We start from the raw sequence: 18,882 nt of genomic DNA, 5'->3' as shown, positions 1-18,882 counted from the left end.
GGAACCTAGGCCGGATTAAAACCACAGTTAACTATGCTAAACGGTAGCTCTCCGTTATCAGAGCCTGAAGGTTTACATGTGCATAACTTTGGTTTATGCAGGTAGACAAATTAGGGTGGTACCACGGTCTCTCGTCCCTTGCGGAGGGAGGCTTTTTTGTTGTCTTTTTTACCGATACGAATGAGAAGAAGTGAAAATTAGGAGGTTTTTAAGATGAAACGTGTATTATCAGGCATGCAATCCAGCGGTCAGCTGACGATTGGTAATTATATTGGCGCACTACGCAACTTTGTGAAGCTGCAGGAGCTCCACCGTTGCTATTTCATGGTGGTTGATATGCACGCAATCACAGTGCCGCAAGATCCTGCAGCGCTCCGCGAACAAACCGAGTCTATCGCTTCGCTTTATATTGCTTCGGGTCTAGACCCGAATAAGGCATCTGTCTTCCTGCAGTCCCATGTTCACGCACATGCGGAGCTAGGCTGGATTATGACGACGCTAACCCATATGGGCGAGCTGGAGCGCATGACACAATTTAAAGATAAGTCAGAAGGCAAGGAATCTGTGGGTGCAGGGTTATTCACCTATCCGTCGCTAATGGCAGCTGATATTTTGCTGTATAATGCGGATTTAATTCCTGTTGGCGACGATCAGAAGCAGCATTTGGAGCTGACGCGCGATTTGGCGAACCGTTTTAACAACCGTTTTGGAGATATGTTTGTCATGCCACAACCGTACATGCCAGAAGTTGGCGCAAGAATTATGTCACTAGATGATGCATCAAAGAAAATGAGTAAGAGCAGCCCGAATGCCGGAAGTTACATCGCGATGCTCGATGAGCCAGCCGTGATTCGTAAAAAGCTTAGTCGCGCGGTTACGGATTCTGGGCGAGAGGTCAAGTATGATCCTCAGAACAAGCCTGAGGTAAGTAACTTGATGTCGATTTACTCACATTTTGCGGATATGAGTCTGGCTGAAATTGAAGCTAGATACGAGGGACAGGGGTATGGTCCATTCAAAAAGGAGCTAGCTGAGCATATTGTTTCTGTTTTGGAGCCAATTCAGCAACGCTATCGTGAGATTCGCAGTTCGGGAGAAATTTTTGAGATTTTGAAAAAAGGTGCGGATGAAGCTGCAGAAGTTGCCAATCAAACGCTGCTTGAAGTGAAGAAACGTATGGGCTTTATTGTACGATAACGTATAAAGTCATCTATACAACCAAAAAAAGCTCGAAATCCCTAAGATCGCGGATTTTGAGCTTTTTTATTTTACTCGCTAGGTGTATTTTTACGACGCATCTTAGCCTTCACAGCAAAACCGTAACCGATAAATCCTAACGATATAAGAGTGAAGAGGAGTACCATCCAAGGCTCTCGAAGAGCAATGAAAAGGGAGATAGAAGCGAGCAGCAGCGTACCTACAACTGCGAATAGGAGTGCGAGTGGTTTACTCATAGGTGTGACCTACTTTCTAGAAGTTATGGCTATGATCTTATTTTAAACTTTTTTTAACGCTGTGCATATAAATTCATTTCCTCCACATACTATCTTTGCAAGCTTGCAAATACATCAAAGATTATAGCTGACTGAAAGGAGTACGATCCTGATGGCACAATCTCGTAGCAGTAACACACTAGTCGTTCCGCAAGCCAATCAAGCTTTAGATCAATTGAAATATGAGGTAGCTCAAGAACTGGGCATTCAAATCCCTCAAGATGGTTACTATGGCAACATGGCAACCCGTGATACTGGTTCTATTGGTGGTGCGATTACTCGTCGCTTGGTACAAATTGCTGAGCAATCGCTCGCGGGACAATCTGGGTCTAACTACCGTTAACTTAGAGTCTCCGTACTAGCATACCCGAAATATGTAATAATAAAGCTCAGGAGGCTAAATAGCTCCTGGGCTTTTGGTGCGTAATACGAAAGATCAACAATGATAAAGAAAAAGACCCAGGCAACTTGCGCATGGGCCTCGCTCGATGTTGGATCTCAGTTAAGGAACTTTTAGTAAAGATCAACCTTCAGTTTCTTTCCAAGCTTGGTGTCGTTCACCCAACCTACATAAGAATCAAGGGTTTGGAAGTTATGATCCATCAGGATGACGCCGACGAATGGGTATTGTTTACGATGACGATAGCGGACATCTGCCCATCTCACTTCATAGCCCCATCGATGTTCTTTGACCTCAGCGGAGGTGAAAGAAGAGAAATAGAGGAGCGATTGAATGTCCTCATGGTGCTTGGAAACCTCGACAGCAGGGTGCTCTGCACAAGTAATCGTGTCCAACCACTTGAGCTTGCCATTCTTGAGCTCGCCTAATTGATACGTACCATTAGCGCACTCTTTGACGACATTCCAGACGTAGAGATTGAATGTTACAATAAGCGTATATTTGTCACCGGGTTGATAGGTCGCATCTTTGCGATAGAGACCTTTTTCGATAATGGCATGGTCTAAGGTTCGCCAAATGTAATACAGCGCGAGTAAGCCGTACAAGGTTGGGAAGATCAATTGTGGTCTAGCGAGATCGAAGGACCACATGAAAATCGCAGCAATGTGACTTGTGAAAATAAATGGATCGAAGATGTGAATAATGTTCCAAGATACCCATTTTTCCGAAAAAGGTCGAAGGGCTTGTGTGCCATAGGTATTGAAACAGTCGGTAAACACATGCACACAAACGGCGATGCCGATCCACATGGCCAGATGCAAGAAGGAAATACCATGGAAAAATGGCGCAAGAGCACCAGTAATCAGTAACGTCCATAAGGGAAGGGCTGGCAAGGAATGTGAGCGACCACGGTGATTACGAATATAGACGGCGTTTCCCTTGAAACGGAGAAGCCCATCAATATCAGGAATCTGAGAACCGACGACAGTACCAATAAAAACAGCCGTTGTTGCTGCAGAATCTGCAGAAATGCTCGGGTCAATTTGCGAAAGGCCTGCTAAACCTAAGCCGATGACGAGATGAGTGCCTGTATCCAACTGGTTTTCCTCCTAAGTGTTTCTGTACATAGTTTGTCTGCAAAGTGGTGGGTTATTTAACATCTTCCTCTTAGTTTACCATTTTAGAGTAAAAAATAAATCAGAAGGAGATCTAAAAATGTCTAAAGTTTTTGTAGAGTATGCCATAAAATCGGAGTATCGGGCCTCATTTCTCATCTATATGCAAGGACTTCAGCGGCGGGAAGGGCGTTTGGAGCTATTGACGGGAACAGATCAAGAAGGACTTTTTGTAGAAATTTGGCATGATGTAACGTATGAAGACTACCTGAGCATGAAGAAAGTTCGTTTAAACGTTGAGCGATTACGTGATGAGCAACATGGTGATTGGGAGCAATGGATCAAAGGCGGCATTCAAAAACTGCACATGTGGCATTTTTCGTCCGTTACATATACTTAAACAAAAAAACCGTTGCTCTATCAGAGCAACGGTTTTCGTATGGGATTCAACAATTATCTGGAGATTACTCCTCCACGGAAGGGATAGCTGTAATTGAGTTCTTCATCGAATGTAATGTAATCCAGATTCACCATAAGTAATAGGAAACGCATGCCAGTTACAGGGTCGCTGATGATGATATGATCACGACCTGCAGCCTCCAATCTTCCTTTGAAAATCTTGGCGTTCCACTCGGAGTTATTTTCATAAGTCATGTAGATGGTGGCCATTTTACCGAGGTTCAAACGCAGGATATTTTCAATATACGACTCTTCCACTGGAAGGCCAGGGATATTAACGCCTGTTTGTAATCCGCTTCCTGGTGGCGTAAGAACGGATCCCGCTGGCGTTTGGGGAACAACTTTATTCGTAATATTAGTCGGGACAGGGAATGCCGGATAGGGATTGCCGTATGGCATTTGCGGCATCGCTTGATTACCTATTTTGTAAGGGTTATTCAACATAATAATAATTTCCTCCTTGAGCTTTCAATATGAAAGCTTCCTTCATTTGATGTGTTTTAACGATCTAAAAGGTCATTTTCCATAATCATCATATTGTGCTAGTGCCTATTTGGTGACGAATTTGAAAGGAATTCACAAAACAAAAAAGCTCCCGAAGGAGCTTACGTGAATAGAAATTTATAGCCGACACCCCACACGGTTTTGATGTGCTTGGGTTCTTTAGGATCATCCTCAACTTTTTTGCGAAGGTTGGCGATATGCACATCGATTGCACGTTCCGTTACTTGGGAATCAAAGCCGCGAACACGGTTCAACAACTCTTCTCGACTGTATACTCTGCCTTGATTTTGCCAGAAAAGCTTCATAATCTCGAATTCCGAGAAGGTTGTTTCAATATTCTTGCCGTCAACGTAGAGACAGCGTTTCTCGAAATCCAATTGTATCCCTTGTTGTTTAAGTACATCGGTAGACGATAGAGACTGTTGTGTAAAGGTGTTGGAACGGCGAAGTAAGGCTTGAATTCTGGCGGACAGCTCTCTCATCGAAAACGGTTTGCATAAATAGTCGTCAGCACCCGTCTGAAGCCCCTTAACACGATCTGAAACTTCGTTCTTGGCAGATACCATTAGAATTGGAATGTTTGAGGTATGACGAATCGTCGTACATAGGTGTATCCCATCCATATCGGGCAGCATGAGGTCAAGAATAATCATATCAGGCTGAAATTCTCGAAATAAGGCTTCACCTTGTCTGCCATTCTCCGCACGTTTCACTTCATAGCCATCTTCGTATAAGTAGATGGACATCATTTCACCGATACTTACATCGTCTTCAATAATTAAAATTTTAGACATACAGGTTCCCCTCCTTTTCCTTTAAAAGGCTAGGTGCTCGCTATGCCCTCCGCAATAATCGACCCTATCTATATGACATGTTATCCTATCCATTTTGTGACGTCCAGTTTTAACTTTATTTTTGAACGAGAAAAAAAGAAGCCCTTCGTAACTCTAACCCTCGGTACTCAGGTCAAGTTAGCCAGCTTCTTGGGGGTAAGGTGATAAAGAATAAAACAATCATACGGTCAAATGCTTTCGGACAAGATCTTCGCTTAAATGCTCCGCTTTCCCTTCAGCGGCAATGGTGCCGCGGTCGAGAACATAGTAGTAATCCGCAATACTTGTAGCGAATTCTAAGCTTTGTTCGACTAGGAGCACCGCAATTTCTCGATTGCGCTTAATCGTTTCAATGATGGCTTCGATCTCCATGACAATAGATGGCTGTATCCCTTCCATGGGTTCATCCAGCAGCAACAGCTTAGGTCCTGAAACTAACGCTCGTGCGATAGCTAGCTGCTGCTGCTGACCGCCACTGAGGTCGCCACCTTTGCGATGAAGCATTTGGTGAAGAACCGGAAACGTATCAAAGAGAGTTTCAGGCAATTTCTTGCGGCGATCAGCCGCGGCCTCGAGGCCTAACATGAGATTTTCCTCAACAGAAAGTTGGGGAAATATTTCCCGGCCTTGTGGCACATAGCCGATACCGGACTTCGCGCGGCGATCTGGTGAAGAGGAAGTTATGTCATTGTCCATGTAGTGGATATGGCCAGATCTTGGCTTAATAAGACCCATAATACTCTTCATCAGTGTTGATTTGCCAACCCCGTTACGCCCCATTAGGCAGACGATCTGACCGGGTCTTACTTCAAGGTTGACGTTACGAATAACCATGCTCTCGCCGTAGCCGGCTTCTATACTCTGTAGTTTAAGCACCGCGTTCAACTCTCCTTCCGAGATAAACTTCCGCTACTTTATCATCATTCTGTATGTCTTGCATGGTGCCTTCTCGAAGGACTGTTCCTTCATGAAGTACGGTTACTGTTCTAGCGAATTGGCGTACGAACTCCATGTCATGCTCAACGACAATAATCGTTTGATTCTCTGCGATCTCATGAAGCAGCTCGCCGGTTTTCTCTGTTTCACTGTCGGTCATGCCTGCAGCAGGCTCGTCGAGCAGCAACAAGTCAGGCTCTTGCATCAGCAGCATGCCGATTTCGAGCCATTGCTTCTCGCCGTGGGAGAGGGAGCCTGCGCGTTCTTTCGCCTTACTCTGCAGGCCAATCATGCCAAGCCTGAGGTGGAGGCGTTCTCTTTGTTCACTAGTTGTTTTAGCCCAGAGCGCGCTGAGAAGGCCGCGCTGCTGCTTCATAGAAAGTGCCAGATTCTCAAATACCGTTAGGGTAGAGAAAACAGTAGGTGCTTGGAATTTTCGTCCAATACCTAGCTGGGCAATCTGGTGCTCTTGATGCTTGGTGAGGTCAATCGTTTCTTTAAAAAAGACATGTCCTTGGGATGGCTTTACTTTGCCGCAAATGACATCGAGCAATGTTGTCTTACCGGCACCGTTAGGGCCGATAAGAAAACGGAGTTCGCCAGATTTTAACGAGAAATCTAGATTTCGCAAGGCTTTGAATCCGTCGAAGTTCACCTCAAGTCCCTTGACGCTCAGGATGGTCTCGTCAGTTGTCGGTTGTTGTTTCGCTAATTGTCCTAGCATTGAAATGTTCCCCTTTCTGGTTTTCATAAGCAGAGTTTACGTTTCTATGACTTCTTGCGATGAAGTGATCATTTTGGGTTGACTATTGCGTTTCCATTTAGGGAGATAGTGCGCTAATGTGCCCACGATTCCCTTCGGCAGAAGGAGAACGACGATGATAAACATGGCTCCCATCATGATCGGCCACCAAGCGGGATAAGCTTCGCTAAACGTCGTTTTCGCCGCATTGGTAAGCAAGGCCCCAAGTACGGCACCGCCAATAGTTGAACGACCGCCAATTGCTACCCATAACACCATCTCAATGGAGGGTACAATGCCCATTTGCGCTGGCGATATAATACCTTCTTGAAGTACGAAGAGCACACCCGCAAGTCCAGCTAAACCCGCCGAGACACAATAAATGAAGACTTTATACGTGACGGGATTATAGCCAATGAAGCGAACCCTGTTCTCACCATCTCGAATCGCAGTGAGGATATTGCCGAGTCGGCTGGTTACCAGTAAAGAACTCAGGATGAGAACGACGAGTACAACGGCTAAGGTGAGATAGAAGAATATCAACTTCGTCGATTGGGATTGCAGGTTCAGGCCAAGAAAGGTTGAAAAATTCGTCAAGCCATTCGTGCCGCCCGTATAACCTTGCTGACCGACGAACAGTGTTACGGTAATGATGACTAAAGCTTGCGATAAAATGGAGAAGAAAGCCCCTTTAATCCGGTTGCGGAAGGTGAAATAGCCGAGAATGAAGGCGACAATCATCGGAACGATGAGTGCCAATAGGAAGGCTGCTGTTGCACTGTGAAACGGTACCCAGAACCACGGCAAGCTTTTGACACCGCTCCAGGACATGAAATCAGGCAATTGATTGGGCGTGGAAGCAAGCTTCAGATGCATCGCCATGCAATAAGCGCCAAGCCCAAAGTAAACGCCATGTCCCAGACTTAAAATACCGGTATACCCCCAGATTAAGTCAATTCCGATCGCAATAATGGCATAAGCCAGGAATTTGCCGAGTAAGGATAAACGAAAGTCAGACAAGAACAGGGGGGCAAGCGCGATGAGTAGTAAACCTATCCCATAGATGGTTAGCTTGAGCTTAGATTGTCTGGCAAAGAGCATAGATGAGGTCACATCCTTTCTTCAATCTAAGGATCTCGAACGCATCGTTACAAGTCCCATTGGTTTCCATTGTAAGAACGCGATGATCAGTGTAAATACAAGCACTTTACCGAGTGTAGCGCTGGTTGTATATTCCAAGGCGGTATTGAAGACGCCGATCCCAAGCGCACCAGCCACAGTGCCAATTAATTTGCCGATTCCACCTAGTACGACGACCATAAAGGCATCGACAATATAATAGGTACCAATTGTAGGCCCGATCGGGCCAAGCAAGGACAACGCACAGCCGGCGATACCTGCCATGGCTGAGCCGAAAGCGAAGGACTGTGCATCGACTCTACGCGTAGAGATACCTAAACACGAAGCCATTTGGCGATTTTGCATAACAGCTCTCATACGTCTTCCGCCAGCAGAGTGATAGAGATACAGATAGATGATGAAGATACATAATGCCACGAGCCCAATGATAAAGAGTCTCTTATAGGGAAGGATCAAGTCTGCTGTTACATGCCATCCGCCTTCCAGCCATTGCGGTGCTTTAACGGCCACATTGGGTGCCCCGAAGATGGAGCGGGCAATTTGTTGCAGGGCTAGAGAGACACCCCAAGTAGCTAATAGGCTATCTAGTGGTCTACCGTACATGAAACGAATGAGTACAACTTCGAGCAGCCAGCCAATAGCAAAGGCTACTGCGAAGGCGACACCAAGTGAAACGACGAAATACCATCCGAATGCAGAGGCCGGCAAATAGGTTTGGAAGCCTTTTTGTACGAGGTAAGCCATATAGGCACCGATCATAATAAATTCGCCATGAGCCATATTCATCACATTCATAAGACCGAAGGTAATGGCCAGACCAATGGCGATTAGAAGCAGAATGGAGCTTAAGCTGAGTCCGTTAAATATTTGAAGCAGTAGCAAACTCATGACAACATCTCCTTTCTGAAGAAGCGGGAGTGAAATGATGAAATCCAGGACTGCGGTTAGGCAGTCCTGGTTTCTGAGTGTACAGAATGCTGATCACTTCGTTACTTCTGCGCCCCAAGGGTACGTTTTGAGGAATGGATCCGGTTTGAGTGCTTTGCCTGAATTCCAAATTTCTTTAATTTGGCCATCTGCTGCAATTTGACCAATTCGTGCTGTTTTGTAAATATGTTGATTCTCACCATCAATGGTAACTTTGCCTTCAGGTGAGTTCCACTCGATGCCTTTGGCCGCTGCTTTGACTTTCTCAACGTCAAAGGAGCCAGCTTTCTTCACAGCTTCTGCCCAAAGATATACAGCTGTGTATCCAGCTTCAATCGGATCATCCGTTACACGGTCTTTGCCGTATTTCGCTTTGTAAGCCTCAACGAACTTTTTGTTCTCAGGTGTATCTGTCGTTTGGTAGTAGTTCCATGCTGTGTAATGACCATCGAGAACGGAAGCGCCAATGCCGCGCACTTCTTCTTCAGCGATACTCACGGACATGGTTGTTAAATCTTTTGCCGAAATGCCAGCATCTTTCAATTGTTTGAAGAAGGCAACGTTACTATCGCCGTTCAATGTGTTGAAGACAACGTCTGGTTTTTCCTTTTTAATCTTACTAATGATTGTATTGTAGTCCGTGTGTCCAAGCGGTGTGTACTCTTCAGCAACAAGCGTTCCGCCATCTGCCTTCAGCTGCTCTTTAATGATTTTGTTAGCAGTTCTTGGGAATACGTAGTCGGAACCGAGGAGGAAGAATTTCTTGCCTTTGTTTTGCAGGAGCCAAGTCACTGCGGGGATGATTTGTTGATTCGTTGTTGCGCCGATGTAGAAGATGTTAGGAGAGGACTCTACACCTTCATACTGAACCGGGTACCATAGTAAACCTTTGTTTTGCTCAACCACAGGCAGCACAGCTTTACGGCTAGCGGATGTCCAGCAGCCAAAGATTGTAACTACGCTGTCTTTTTGCAGGAGCTTCTTTGTCTTCTCTGCAAACGTTGGCCAATCCGATGCCCCATCTTCGATAACGGGTTTAATCTTTTTACCTAATAGACCCCCAGCTGCATTAATTTCGTCAATTGCCATGAGTTCAGCATCTCTAACAGATACCTCACTGATGGACATTGTACCTGTTAGTGAGTGAAGAATTCCCACGGGTACGGTGTCGCCAGATGTTGTTGAAGCCGCAGGTGCAGTCGTCGTAGAGGTGGTAGTTTCTGTCTTCGCACAGCCGGCCGCTACCAACATCAAAGCCATACTTAGTGCAACTGTAAGCTTACCTTTGTTTCTTATCTCTCTCATTCACGTCCCACTCCCTTGCCTTACAAGATTTGGATTACATGGCTTATGATAAATGCCGATACAAGTTAATGTCAATATACATGACATAAACAGAATATTTTTTGTTTTTAATGCACAAAAGGATGTGGGATTCCTGTAAAAATCACATAAAAACGAAATATTTTTATGATATTCAAGACTTGAATGTAATAATAACTAACATTAAAGATTTACAATCCTAAAATACACGAATATAATGAGTGTAAAGGATTACCATTATTCGGTTTTTGATGAGGTGAGACATGTGCATTTAACGGAAAGAGAAAAAGAAAAGCTACTTATAACTGTAGCTGCTGATCTAGCTAGACGAAGGCTAGCCAGAGGATTAAAGCTTAATTACCCTGAAAGTATTGCTCTGCTGACTTCTGAAATCATGGAAGGAGCTAGGGATGGGTTAACGGTTGCGCAGCTCATGGCCTTTGGTACGACAATATTGAAGGCGGATCAGGTTATGGAAGGCGTTCCTCAAATGATTCATGAAGTACAAGTAGAAGCTACGTTTCCCGATGGAACGAAATTAGTTACCGTACATGAACCCATTACATAATCACGCAGGAAAGGGGCGAGCGCATGGTTCCAGGTGAGTATCGAACAGCCAAAGGCTTTATTGAAATGAATGCAAACAGACAGACGATAGAAATCATCGTTACCAATACAGGAGATCGCCCAGTTCAGGTAGGTTCGCATTTTCATTTTTTCGAAGTAAATAGAGGCTTAGCATTCCCGAGAGAGCTGGCATTCGGCATGCGGCTAGACATTCCAGCTGGAACGGCTGTACGTTTCGAGCCTGGCGAACAGAAACCAATTCAGCTTGTCGAATTAGGCGGAGCAAAGCTGTCTTATGGACTTAATAATCTGAGTCAAGGCTTGGCGGAAAAAGACAAAATGTCGGCTGAAACAAGAGAAAGATGGCAGACTTGGGAGGGGATGCTCGGTGAGTCGAATAGATCGTAAGAACTATGCGCTGATGTTTGGCCCTACAACTGGCGATGCCATTCGATTGGCAGACACAGAGCTTTGGGCACAAATCGAGCATGATTACACCGTTTATGGGGATGAATGCAAGTTTGGCGGTGGGAAGGTTATCCGTGACGGAATGGGACAGTCCAGCGGCGCGACCCGTGCACAGGGTGTCTTAGATACTTTAATAACGAATGCTGTCATTATCGATCATTGGGGGATTGTCAAAGGCGATATCGGCATTCGTGATGGTCATATTGTTGGTATTGGCAAAGCAGGTAATCCGGATATTATGGATGGCGTGCATCCGAATATGATCGTAGGTGCAAGCACAGAGGTTATTGCAGGTGAGGGCAAAATCGTCACAGCCGGCGGCATCGACGCACATATCCATTTCATATGCCCACAACAAATTGAAACGGCACTTTCCTCAGGCGTAACGACGATGATTGGTGGTGGAACCGGTCCGGCAACGGGAACAAATGCCACAACCTGCACACCAGGGGCTTGGCATATGCAGCGGATGCTGGAGGCAGCGGAAGGATTTTCGATGAATCTGGGTTTTACCGGCAAAGGAAATTCATCCTTCTTGGAGCCACTGACAGAACAGATTGAAGCTGGCGCTATTGGCTTGAAGCTTCATGAAGATTGGGGAACAACGCCGGCAGCGATCGATATGTGCTTAGAAGCGGCAGATCGATATGATATCCAGGTAGCGATTCATACGGATACATTAAATGAAGCGGGATTTCTAGAGGATACCTTGGCCGCGATCAAAGGGCGTACCATTCATACGTATCATACCGAGGGCGCAGGGGGCGGTCATGCACCGGATATTATCCGAGCGGCTGCAGAGCTGAATGTTCTCCCCTCTTCAACGAATCCGACTCGCCCATACACGATTAATACCATTGAAGAACATTTGGATATGTTGATGGTGTGTCATCACTTGGATAGTCGTATTCCGGAAGATGTGGCATTCGCAGATTCTCGGATTCGCCCTGAAACGATTGCTGCGGAAGATATTTTGCATGATCTTGGCGTGTTCAGTATGTTGAGCTCCGATTCCCAGGCGATGGGGCGTGTTGGTGAGGTTATTATTCGTACGTGGCAAACGGCGGATAAAATGAAAAAACAGCGCGGGCCGCTAACCCCTGATACCGCTGATCATGATAATTTTCGTATTAAACGTTATATAGCGAAATATACAATCAATCCAGCTATAACGCATGGCATCTCGCATCTTGTTGGGTCCATTGAACCAGGCAAGTTTGCAGATTTGGTCGTTTGGAGTCCGATGTTTTTCGGAGTGAAGCCGGATCTGGTTCTCAAAGGGGGCAGTATCGCGTATGCGCAAATGGGAGACCCAAACGCCTCCATTCCTACGCCTCAGCCAGTCTTCGGCAGACCGATGTTTGCTGCATTTGGGAAAGCGTTGACGCAAAGCTCGATAACCTTCGTTTCTCAGGCGGCATATGACAGTGGGATTGCAGAACGCTTCGGATTACAAAAGCGGGTAGAACCCGTGAAAGGCTGTCGCAGCATTTCTAAGAAGGATATGATCCATAACGATGGAACACCTTCTATTGAAGTAAATCCGGAAACTTACGAGGTGAAAGTTGACGGCGAAGCAGTAACCTGTGAGCCTGCGACAGAGCTGCCGATGGCTCAGTTATATTTCTTGTTTTAAATAGAATAGAAGGAAGCCGCGATTGAGGATTGAGGTGACGATATGACAGCAACAGAACAATCATCCTTTCATTGGTTAGCCTATCAGCAACTGTTGGATTCGGCGCTTCCAATCGGCGGTTTCTCCCACTCATTTGGACTGGAAACACTTGTCCAACAGGGGAGAATGACGACGATCTCCGAGCTGGAGGCCTACATCCGTTCGATGCTTGCTAATAGCTGGGTATCTTCTGATTCGATGGTCATTAAAGCGGCTTATATGCACATTCCTAACGGGGAGCTTAGCGATCTGTGGGACATTGACCATATGCTTCACGTGCAGCGAGTTGGCAGTGAGAGTCGGATTGGTGTTCAGAAAATGGGGCGCAGACTGTTTCAATTAACGCGATCCCTCTATCCAGAACTGAATTGGCAGCCTTTTGATGAAGCTGTAAGTGCTGGAAGATGCAGCTCGAATCATCCCGTTGTTCACGGTTGGGTGAGCTATCATCTTGGCGTCTCACTCGATCAGGCAGTTGAGGGGTATCTTTATACCTGTATCATGACTTGCATCAATAGTGCGCTCAGACTGATGTCCATAGGACAAACGCAAGGTCAGATGCTCCTGGCGAAGCTAGTTCCTTTGACAGGAAGTGAATGGCAGCGTGTTTCCCAGTTGGATCCAAAGGAAGCCTACACGAATTCACCAGCGGGGGATTTAGCTATGATGCAGCATGAAACTTTATATTCACGTTTATTTATGTCATAAAAAAATCTAATCATAGATCTGAGGAGGAATGACAATGTGTCAAGGTAACGGTCATCATCATCATCACGAATGGGAGAAGCCAGCAGGGGATCGCGATCGTCCGATGCGAATTGGCATCGGAGGTCCCGTAGGATCAGGCAAAACAAAACTAGTAGAACGCTTAGCCGGAAAGCTTAGTAATCGCTACAGCATTGCTGTGATAACGAATGACATTTATACAAAAGAAGATGCGAGAATTCTGATTAGCACAGAAGCGTTGCCGGAGGAGCGAATTATTGGGGTAGAGACAGGCGGATGCCCGCATACAGCTATTCGTGAGGATGCGTCCATGAATTTCGAGGCGATTGAAGAGTTGGAGAAACGATTCGAGCATCTCGATATTATTTTCATTGAGAGTGGCGGCGATAATTTGGCAGCTGCTTTCAGTCCGGAGCTTGTGGATCGCTTCATATATATTATTGACGTGGCCCAAGGGGAGAAAATACCGCGCAAAGGTGGTCCAGGTATCATGCGTTCGGATATGCTCATCATTAACAAAATCGATCTTGCCCCTTATGTAGGTGCTAGCCTCGAAGTGATGGATTCCGATACGAAAAAAATGCGCGGCGAACGTCCGTATATTTTCTCCAACTTGATGGGCGGTACTGGGCTGGATGATATCGTTACCTGGGTGGAGACGGAGTTCAGCCATGCCTAAGCTGACTGGGGAGATATCTGCACAATTTGCTGTACGCAGTGGGCTTACGCGACTCGTGCACAAGTATCATGCCTCCCCGCTCAAAATCGCCAAAACGTTCCGCTATGAGAACGATACGTTCAACCATGATGCCGCCCCCATGGATCAATTGGGCGTTTATATGATGGATTGCTCACCTGGGCTGATGGCAGGTGATCATTATGAAATTAACGTGCGCCTTGATGAGGGCGCACGTGTTTTTCTAACGAACCAGTCGTTTACCAAGGTTCATCCAGCTGCAGAGGATCAAGGAAGCACGCAGCTACAGATCCTTCGGCTTGGAGTAGATTCGTTGTTAGAGTATATACCTGAGCCGTTGATGCTTTATAAGGACGCCAAGTTGTTCGCGGCAACAGAAGCTCATCTAGCGAAAGGTTCTACATTAATATTCTCGGATGTTATCTGTCCAGGACGAACGCAACGAGGGGAAATATTTCAATATTCACGATATGTGAACCAGATGAAAGTTTGGTATGAGGGAGAGTTAATCTTTTATCAAAATCAGCGTATTGAGCCGTCGATCATGCGTCTGACTTCTCCAGGTTGCTGGGAAGAGGAGACGCATCTGGGGAGTCTGTTTATTTTCTCAGATCGTCTCAGCCAGCGTCACTTGGAGGCGATAGCGGAGAATCTAAGCCAGTCGGAAGGTGGCGCGGTTCGAGTGGGAGCGAGTATGACATATAAACACGGCCTCGTCGTGACCGTCATGGGGAGGCATGCTTGGGAGCTGCAGGATGTCTTGACGACAGCGTGGCATCAGATTCGGCGCAGCTTAATGGCGTTAACACCATTGCTAGTGAATAAATAGAAAGAGGAGGCAGGCTATGACCTGTCTCCTCTTTCTATTTATACCAGCTACATGGGGGGCGGAATACGTGGAATGCTAAAGTTTATGGCCACTATCCCTTAGGCTCAGGATTGTCGACGCTTGCTCTCCTGAGCAAAGGGGATAGTGGCTATAGATTGCTCTGTGAGAGCATAGATAGGGGTGTAAAGATGTCCCGCGCGTGAATATCCACAACTTTTTCACATATTCCAAAATGGAATCGAATGGTAAGCGCATTTTCCACGCATACTGGAAGGGAGAATCGACAATATGATGACAACTGCCCGTGCTTCATTGTCAAATGATGTAGGGGTTGGTATGATGAGAATGTTCATTAAGATGTAGGATCGGAAATTCGACATAGAGGAGGTAAGCGTACATGGATAATCAAGTCACTTACGAAAATGTTTCAACGGGCTCGTCCCAAGGGCAAGCTGGAACTGATGACATAGATGCTAGCCAGGCGAAAGGTGCAAATGGACCTGTTACCATGAAGGAATATTACCGACTGGTGAAACCGGGTATTATTTATTCCAATTTGATGACAGCATTCGCTGGATATTGGGTAGCGGCCAAGTGGGAAGTTGACTGGCTCCATTTACTTATGACGATGCTAGGCACAGCACTTGTTATGGCTGGAGGAACGGTACTGAATAATTATTTGGACCGTGAGATGGATGCCAAAATGGAACGCACGCAGAATAGAGCACTGCCAAGTGGGCGGTTAACCGCTAATTTTGTTCTTTGGTACGGCATTATTCTAGGTACAATTGGTTTAGGGGTTCTTTATTTAGGAGCTCATTCACCTTTAGCTACTTTAATGGGTTTACTTGGATTGTTCTTTTATGTTTGGATCTATACAGCTTGGTTCAAGAGAACTTCGGTATGGAGCACATTCGTAGGTGCGATCTCAGGAGCAGTAGTACCTCTAATCGGTTATTGCGCAGTTAGCGGGACAATTGATCTGGGAGCAATCTTGGTTTTCTTATTCCTATTCCTATGGCAGCCGCCGCATTTTTGGGCACTAGGTATTCGCCGCATGGAAGAGTATCGTGCTGCAGGATTTCCACTGTTACCGGTCGTTAAGGGGAGCTTCGTAACGAAAATCAGTATGGTTCGTTATGTCGTTCTATTAGTACCTGTTACGGTGATGCTAACGGCATATGGTTATGTAGGAACGATCTTTTTAATCGTATCAACGATTCTTGGATTAACGTGGGTTTTCATGAGCGTCAAAGGGTTCAAAGCAACAGGGGAAGCGGAAATTGTATGGGCAAAGCGTATGTTCTTGTTCTCCCTTTTATATTTAACGCTGTTATCGATCTTGATGGTCATTGATACAACGGCGAAAATTAGTTAATCTGGGGGACGGAAACGATGGGGACGTTTTTCGAAAAAAACTGGTTCAAACTAGCATTGGGTGCGATACTAATCGCGATGATTGCATCTTTTGCTTATAAATTAGTGACGAATGGCAGTAAGCCGGATGAAAGATTAACAGCTATGAAGGCTGCACCTTCTTTTCAGTTGCAGGATTTAGATGGCAAAACAGTAACCTCCCAAGATATGGAAGGTAAAGTACGACTCGTCTATTTCTTCTTTTCTTACTGTCCTGATGTGTGCTTACCGACAAGCTTTTTAATTTCACAAGTGCAAGATGAATTGAAGAAAAAGGATTTACTTGGCTCGAAAGCAGAAATTTTATCGATTACAATTGATCCAACGAGAGATACACCAGAGGTGTTAAAAGCATTCGGAAATCGCTTCGAATCGAAGCCGATTCCGGGCGGATGGACGTTCCTCCGTGGTGAGGAAGCGAAGGTTCAGAAGCTTGCTGAGGACTTCGGTATCATGGTAATCAAAGAGAAGGACGGTAATTTCTCGCATGCGAATGCGATTCTTCTAGTGGATCCCAAAGGTCAGCTAAGAAATTACTATGATGCTAGCAATCCAGAATTGGATGCAGCGCATATCGTGAAAGACGTTGTAACCCTCTCAAAAGGGAAATAACGCAAAATGGTTATTCATAAGCAGGGTTGGGCGCAGGGTAGATAATATACGCGTCCAGTCCTGCTTTTTCTAATTGCTGTATGAGATATTCCTCAGGTGTTCCCTCGACACCCGCATAGCCCTTACGGGTATAGATGTGTTCTGCATCTGGAAAGGTATCACGCAGCAAAAAGCGGATCTTTTTGCCAGAAGCATCATTATCCGTGAAAATATAGACGGGCAGATGGTCAACTTTTTTGCGCAGCGCGTCAAGTGTAATGGAACTAGGAGTTCCGAATGTGCAATGGATGCTAACTGTATCATCAACGACGCGCTTTAAGCGGCTTTTATCGTTTTTACCCTCAACAATAATGGCAATGGACATAGATTCACCGTCACTCCCTTTTTAGAGTAGTATACCCCGTTTGGAGCGGCGATCCAAGTAACATGCACCAACGATATTTCCTGGGAAATGACAAGTATTTACAGCGTATGACACGTGAAAAAAAGGCCTGATGACATCAAGCCTTTTTACTAAGAGGAAATTATGAGGTTATCAGTGGCGATTTGAATGTACGAAGCGGCAAAAGTGATAAGGCTAGCATCAGAATGAAGAACGCGATGAAGTAGGAGGAAATGTGGTCACGAAGCTGACCAGCCATCATGGGGCCAATGAAGGCGCCGACAGAGTATGAAATGGACAGCAAGGAAAATACGCGACCGTATCTAGCACTGTTTGTTATGCTCGCAAGCAAGGCTGCAAGCGCAGGATAGATAACACCTTTGGCCATACCGATGAGAAAGAGGGAAACCGCCAAAGGAATCGGCCATTGAATGGCTAGTCCGAAAAATACGGCTGCAAGCCCAATACTGCCGACAATCGTCCGGAGGAAGGGTGATATTTTGTTCAAAAACCAGAATGAGATACTTAGCAGGGCACCTAAACTGACCAATGTAAAAAATACGCCTGAAGTAAGGATGGAGTCCCGTGCTGATTTCATTAAAGGGAGCTCAAAGAACAAAATCCCTTGCGAGCAAGAAAGTGCCATGGGGATGAGGAAGAACAGCCAAGGGATATTCACATCATTTGATCCTTCATGGAGATCTTCTGTAGAGACATGATGACCATGAGCGTCTAAGATAGCTGTTGAACCCTTTTGCTTCCCTTGGTGAGCTAAGAGTTGCTTCTCTTTCACACCGAAAATTGCCAGGAAGCCCGTGATGATAAGGATCCAGCCTAACACGGAAAACGCTGTGGTGAAGCCGATTTTGGCTACTAGAACAGCACCTGCTGCAGGAGAGACCACGGAAGCCAATGTGTGAACGAGACCGTTACCGGCCATAAGCTTGCTTTGCTGAATGCGGTCACGGGCTATGCGAGCTAGTAAAGACAAACAAGCTGGGGATAGGAAGGCAAGGACAAATCCGCTGATGGAACGAATGTAAAGCAAATGCCAGGGGTCTTTGACATTCGATTGAAATAATAAGATGATCCCTGCTACAATTAAACTACAGACGATGAATATTTTACTGCCGTATTTGTCTACACCATAACCTGCAATGAGATTGCCAGGGAGATGGGTAAGCGAGTATACACCCATGATGAGCCCTATAAATGAGGGAGCAGCGCCCAGTGATAAGGCGAAAGGAGATAAAATCGGGTATTGCGCATGTAAATCAAAAAAGGCAACAAACATAAATAAGTACAACCATATGGCTGTTCGCACGGTTTCACCACCTCGTTCCTTTCGTCTAACGACATAGCCGTTTATTTCATCTCTTCTTAAGTTTTACGCCGCTCGTCCCAAGGATATGACCGTTCGGGACAAATGACACATTTTCGTACATAGGAGGAAGTATGGATCCCATTGTTTATATACTGTTGGCTGCAGTTGGTATATTTCTCGTATTCCGGTTAAGACAGTCCTATATGAGGACAGGGAAGACGTTGGATAAAACCGATGAAATCGAGCAGAAGCTTGCCCAATTAAGGAAAAAAAGAGATGAAGATTAAGGAGTCCATGTAGTATGATAGGAATGG

At 45.7% G+C, this 18,882-nt stretch carries 23 protein-coding genes and 1 other annotated feature (1 of these 24 cut by a window edge); of the genes, 12 read left to right on the top strand and 11 right to left on the bottom strand.

Going from position 1 to position 18,882, the window contains the following annotated elements; genetic code table 11:
* Positions 1-142, top strand: a binding site (T-box leader); it begins 134 nt to the left of the window's first position.
* 71 nt (positions 143-213) lie between these two features.
* Entirely contained in the window at positions 214-1,197 is a 984-nt protein-coding gene (gene trpS / locus J2736_RS26150; RefSeq protein ID WP_310501532.1) for a tryptophan--tRNA ligase, read from the top strand.
* A gap of 71 nt (positions 1,198-1,268) precedes the next feature.
* Here the strand turns inward: trpS and J2736_RS26145 are convergent, their stop codons facing one another.
* The gene (locus J2736_RS26145; RefSeq protein WP_310501531.1) at positions 1,269-1,454 is read right to left on the bottom strand and encodes a DUF5325 family protein; all 186 of its coding nucleotides are present in this window, start codon (positions 1,452-1,454) and stop codon (positions 1,269-1,271) included.
* 151 nt (positions 1,455-1,605) lie between these two features.
* On the opposite strand from J2736_RS26145, the gene J2736_RS26140 reads away from it, so the two are divergent.
* Positions 1,606-1,836: a small, acid-soluble spore protein, alpha/beta type gene (locus J2736_RS26140; RefSeq protein WP_397341622.1), complete on the top strand. Its 231-nt coding sequence runs from the start codon at positions 1,606-1,608 to the stop codon at positions 1,834-1,836.
* Positions 1,837-2,006: 170 nt separating this feature from the next.
* On the opposite strand, the gene J2736_RS26135 is transcribed toward J2736_RS26140, so the two are convergent.
* Positions 2,007-2,990: a metal-dependent hydrolase gene (locus tag J2736_RS26135; RefSeq protein WP_310501530.1), complete on the bottom strand. Its 984-nt coding sequence runs from the start codon at positions 2,988-2,990 to the stop codon at positions 2,007-2,009.
* A 118-nt stretch (positions 2,991-3,108) separates the two neighbouring features.
* Between J2736_RS26135 and J2736_RS26130 the strand changes: the two genes are divergently transcribed.
* Positions 3,109-3,408 carry a hypothetical protein gene (locus J2736_RS26130; RefSeq protein ID WP_310501529.1) on the top strand — a complete coding sequence of 100 codons (300 nt, stop codon included), beginning with the start codon at positions 3,109-3,111 and terminating at the stop codon, positions 3,406-3,408.
* 53 nt (positions 3,409-3,461) lie between these two features.
* On the opposite strand, the gene gerQ is transcribed toward J2736_RS26130, so the two are convergent.
* The 7 genes from gerQ to urtA form a co-directional block, all read right to left on the bottom strand.
* The gene (gerQ, locus tag J2736_RS26125; RefSeq protein ID WP_310501528.1) at positions 3,462-3,911 is read right to left on the bottom strand and encodes a spore coat protein GerQ; all 450 of its coding nucleotides are present in this window, start codon (positions 3,909-3,911) and stop codon (positions 3,462-3,464) included.
* A 161-nt stretch (positions 3,912-4,072) separates the two neighbouring features.
* Complete coding sequence (locus J2736_RS26120) at positions 4,073-4,765, bottom strand: response regulator transcription factor (RefSeq protein ID WP_310501527.1); 693 nt, start codon at positions 4,763-4,765, stop codon at positions 4,073-4,075.
* A 219-nt stretch (positions 4,766-4,984) separates the two neighbouring features.
* Positions 4,985-5,680, bottom strand: coding sequence for an urea ABC transporter ATP-binding subunit UrtE (urtE, locus tag J2736_RS26115; protein WP_310501526.1), 696 nt, complete (start codon positions 5,678-5,680; stop codon positions 4,985-4,987).
* Complete coding sequence (urtD, locus tag J2736_RS26110) at positions 5,673-6,464, bottom strand: urea ABC transporter ATP-binding protein UrtD (RefSeq protein WP_310501525.1); 792 nt, start codon at positions 6,462-6,464, stop codon at positions 5,673-5,675. The genes urtE and urtD overlap by 8 nt, the downstream gene beginning before the upstream one ends.
* 36 nt (positions 6,465-6,500) lie before the next feature.
* Positions 6,501-7,583 (bottom strand): urea ABC transporter permease subunit UrtC, encoded by a 1,083-nt coding sequence (urtC, locus tag J2736_RS26105; RefSeq protein ID WP_310501524.1) that lies wholly within the window; start codon positions 7,581-7,583, stop codon positions 6,501-6,503.
* A 21-nt stretch (positions 7,584-7,604) separates the two neighbouring features.
* Positions 7,605-8,510 (bottom strand): urea ABC transporter permease subunit UrtB, encoded by a 906-nt coding sequence (gene urtB, locus J2736_RS26100; RefSeq protein ID WP_310501523.1) that lies wholly within the window; start codon positions 8,508-8,510, stop codon positions 7,605-7,607.
* A gap of 93 nt (positions 8,511-8,603) precedes the next feature.
* Positions 8,604-9,854, bottom strand: a complete 1,251-nt coding sequence (urtA, locus tag J2736_RS26095; RefSeq protein ID WP_397341617.1) for an urea ABC transporter substrate-binding protein — start codon at positions 9,852-9,854, stop codon at positions 8,604-8,606.
* 283 nt (positions 9,855-10,137) lie between these two features.
* Here urtA and J2736_RS26090 point away from each other — a divergent pair, with 283 nt between their 5' ends.
* From J2736_RS26090 to J2736_RS26055, 8 genes are all read left to right on the top strand, one after another.
* Positions 10,138-10,440: an urease subunit gamma gene (locus tag J2736_RS26090; protein ID WP_056613424.1), complete on the top strand. Its 303-nt coding sequence runs from the start codon at positions 10,138-10,140 to the stop codon at positions 10,438-10,440.
* 23 nt (positions 10,441-10,463) lie between these two features.
* On the top strand, positions 10,464-10,847 hold the full coding sequence (locus tag J2736_RS26085; protein ID WP_310501522.1) for an urease subunit beta: 384 nt from the start codon (positions 10,464-10,466) through the stop codon (positions 10,845-10,847).
* Complete coding sequence (gene ureC, locus J2736_RS26080) at positions 10,828-12,543, top strand: urease subunit alpha (RefSeq protein ID WP_310501521.1); 1,716 nt, start codon at positions 10,828-10,830, stop codon at positions 12,541-12,543. The genes J2736_RS26085 and ureC overlap by 20 nt, the downstream gene beginning before the upstream one ends.
* Before the next feature lie 42 nt (positions 12,544-12,585).
* On the top strand, positions 12,586-13,290 hold the full coding sequence (locus J2736_RS26075) for an urease accessory protein UreF (protein WP_310501520.1): 705 nt from the start codon (positions 12,586-12,588) through the stop codon (positions 13,288-13,290).
* 34 nt (positions 13,291-13,324) lie between these two features.
* The gene (gene ureG, locus J2736_RS26070; RefSeq protein ID WP_310501519.1) at positions 13,325-13,987 is read left to right on the top strand and encodes an urease accessory protein UreG; all 663 of its coding nucleotides are present in this window, start codon (positions 13,325-13,327) and stop codon (positions 13,985-13,987) included.
* Positions 13,980-14,834: an urease accessory protein UreD gene (locus J2736_RS26065; protein WP_310501518.1), complete on the top strand. Its 855-nt coding sequence runs from the start codon at positions 13,980-13,982 to the stop codon at positions 14,832-14,834. Before ureG ends, J2736_RS26065 begins: the two co-directional genes overlap by 8 nt.
* Positions 14,835-15,231: 397 nt before the next feature.
* On the top strand, positions 15,232-16,212 hold the full coding sequence (cyoE, locus tag J2736_RS26060; RefSeq protein WP_310501517.1) for a heme o synthase: 981 nt from the start codon (positions 15,232-15,234) through the stop codon (positions 16,210-16,212).
* A 17-nt stretch (positions 16,213-16,229) separates the two neighbouring features.
* Positions 16,230-16,862: an SCO family protein gene (locus J2736_RS26055; protein WP_310501516.1), complete on the top strand. Its 633-nt coding sequence runs from the start codon at positions 16,230-16,232 to the stop codon at positions 16,860-16,862.
* A gap of 10 nt (positions 16,863-16,872) precedes the next feature.
* Here the strand turns inward: J2736_RS26055 and J2736_RS26050 are convergent, their stop codons facing one another.
* Positions 16,873-17,226: a toprim domain-containing protein gene (locus J2736_RS26050; protein ID WP_310501515.1), complete on the bottom strand. Its 354-nt coding sequence runs from the start codon at positions 17,224-17,226 to the stop codon at positions 16,873-16,875.
* A gap of 160 nt (positions 17,227-17,386) precedes the next feature.
* Positions 17,387-18,568: an MFS transporter gene (locus J2736_RS26045; protein ID WP_310501514.1), complete on the bottom strand. Its 1,182-nt coding sequence runs from the start codon at positions 18,566-18,568 to the stop codon at positions 17,387-17,389.
* Between the two features lie 131 nt (positions 18,569-18,699).
* On the opposite strand from J2736_RS26045, the gene J2736_RS26040 reads away from it, so the two are divergent.
* The gene (locus J2736_RS26040) at positions 18,700-18,855 is read left to right on the top strand and encodes a hypothetical protein (RefSeq protein WP_310501513.1); all 156 of its coding nucleotides are present in this window, start codon (positions 18,700-18,702) and stop codon (positions 18,853-18,855) included.
* The last annotated feature ends 27 nt before the right edge of the window (positions 18,856-18,882 follow it).

It is taken from the genome of Paenibacillus qinlingensis (genome assembly GCF_031455095.1).
In the GTDB taxonomy this organism is placed as follows: Bacteria; Bacillota; Bacilli; order Paenibacillales; family NBRC-103111; genus Paenibacillus_E; species Paenibacillus_E qinlingensis_A.
Note: the sequence above shows the minus strand (reverse complement) of the source record. Positions and strands in the feature narration are given on the sequence as shown.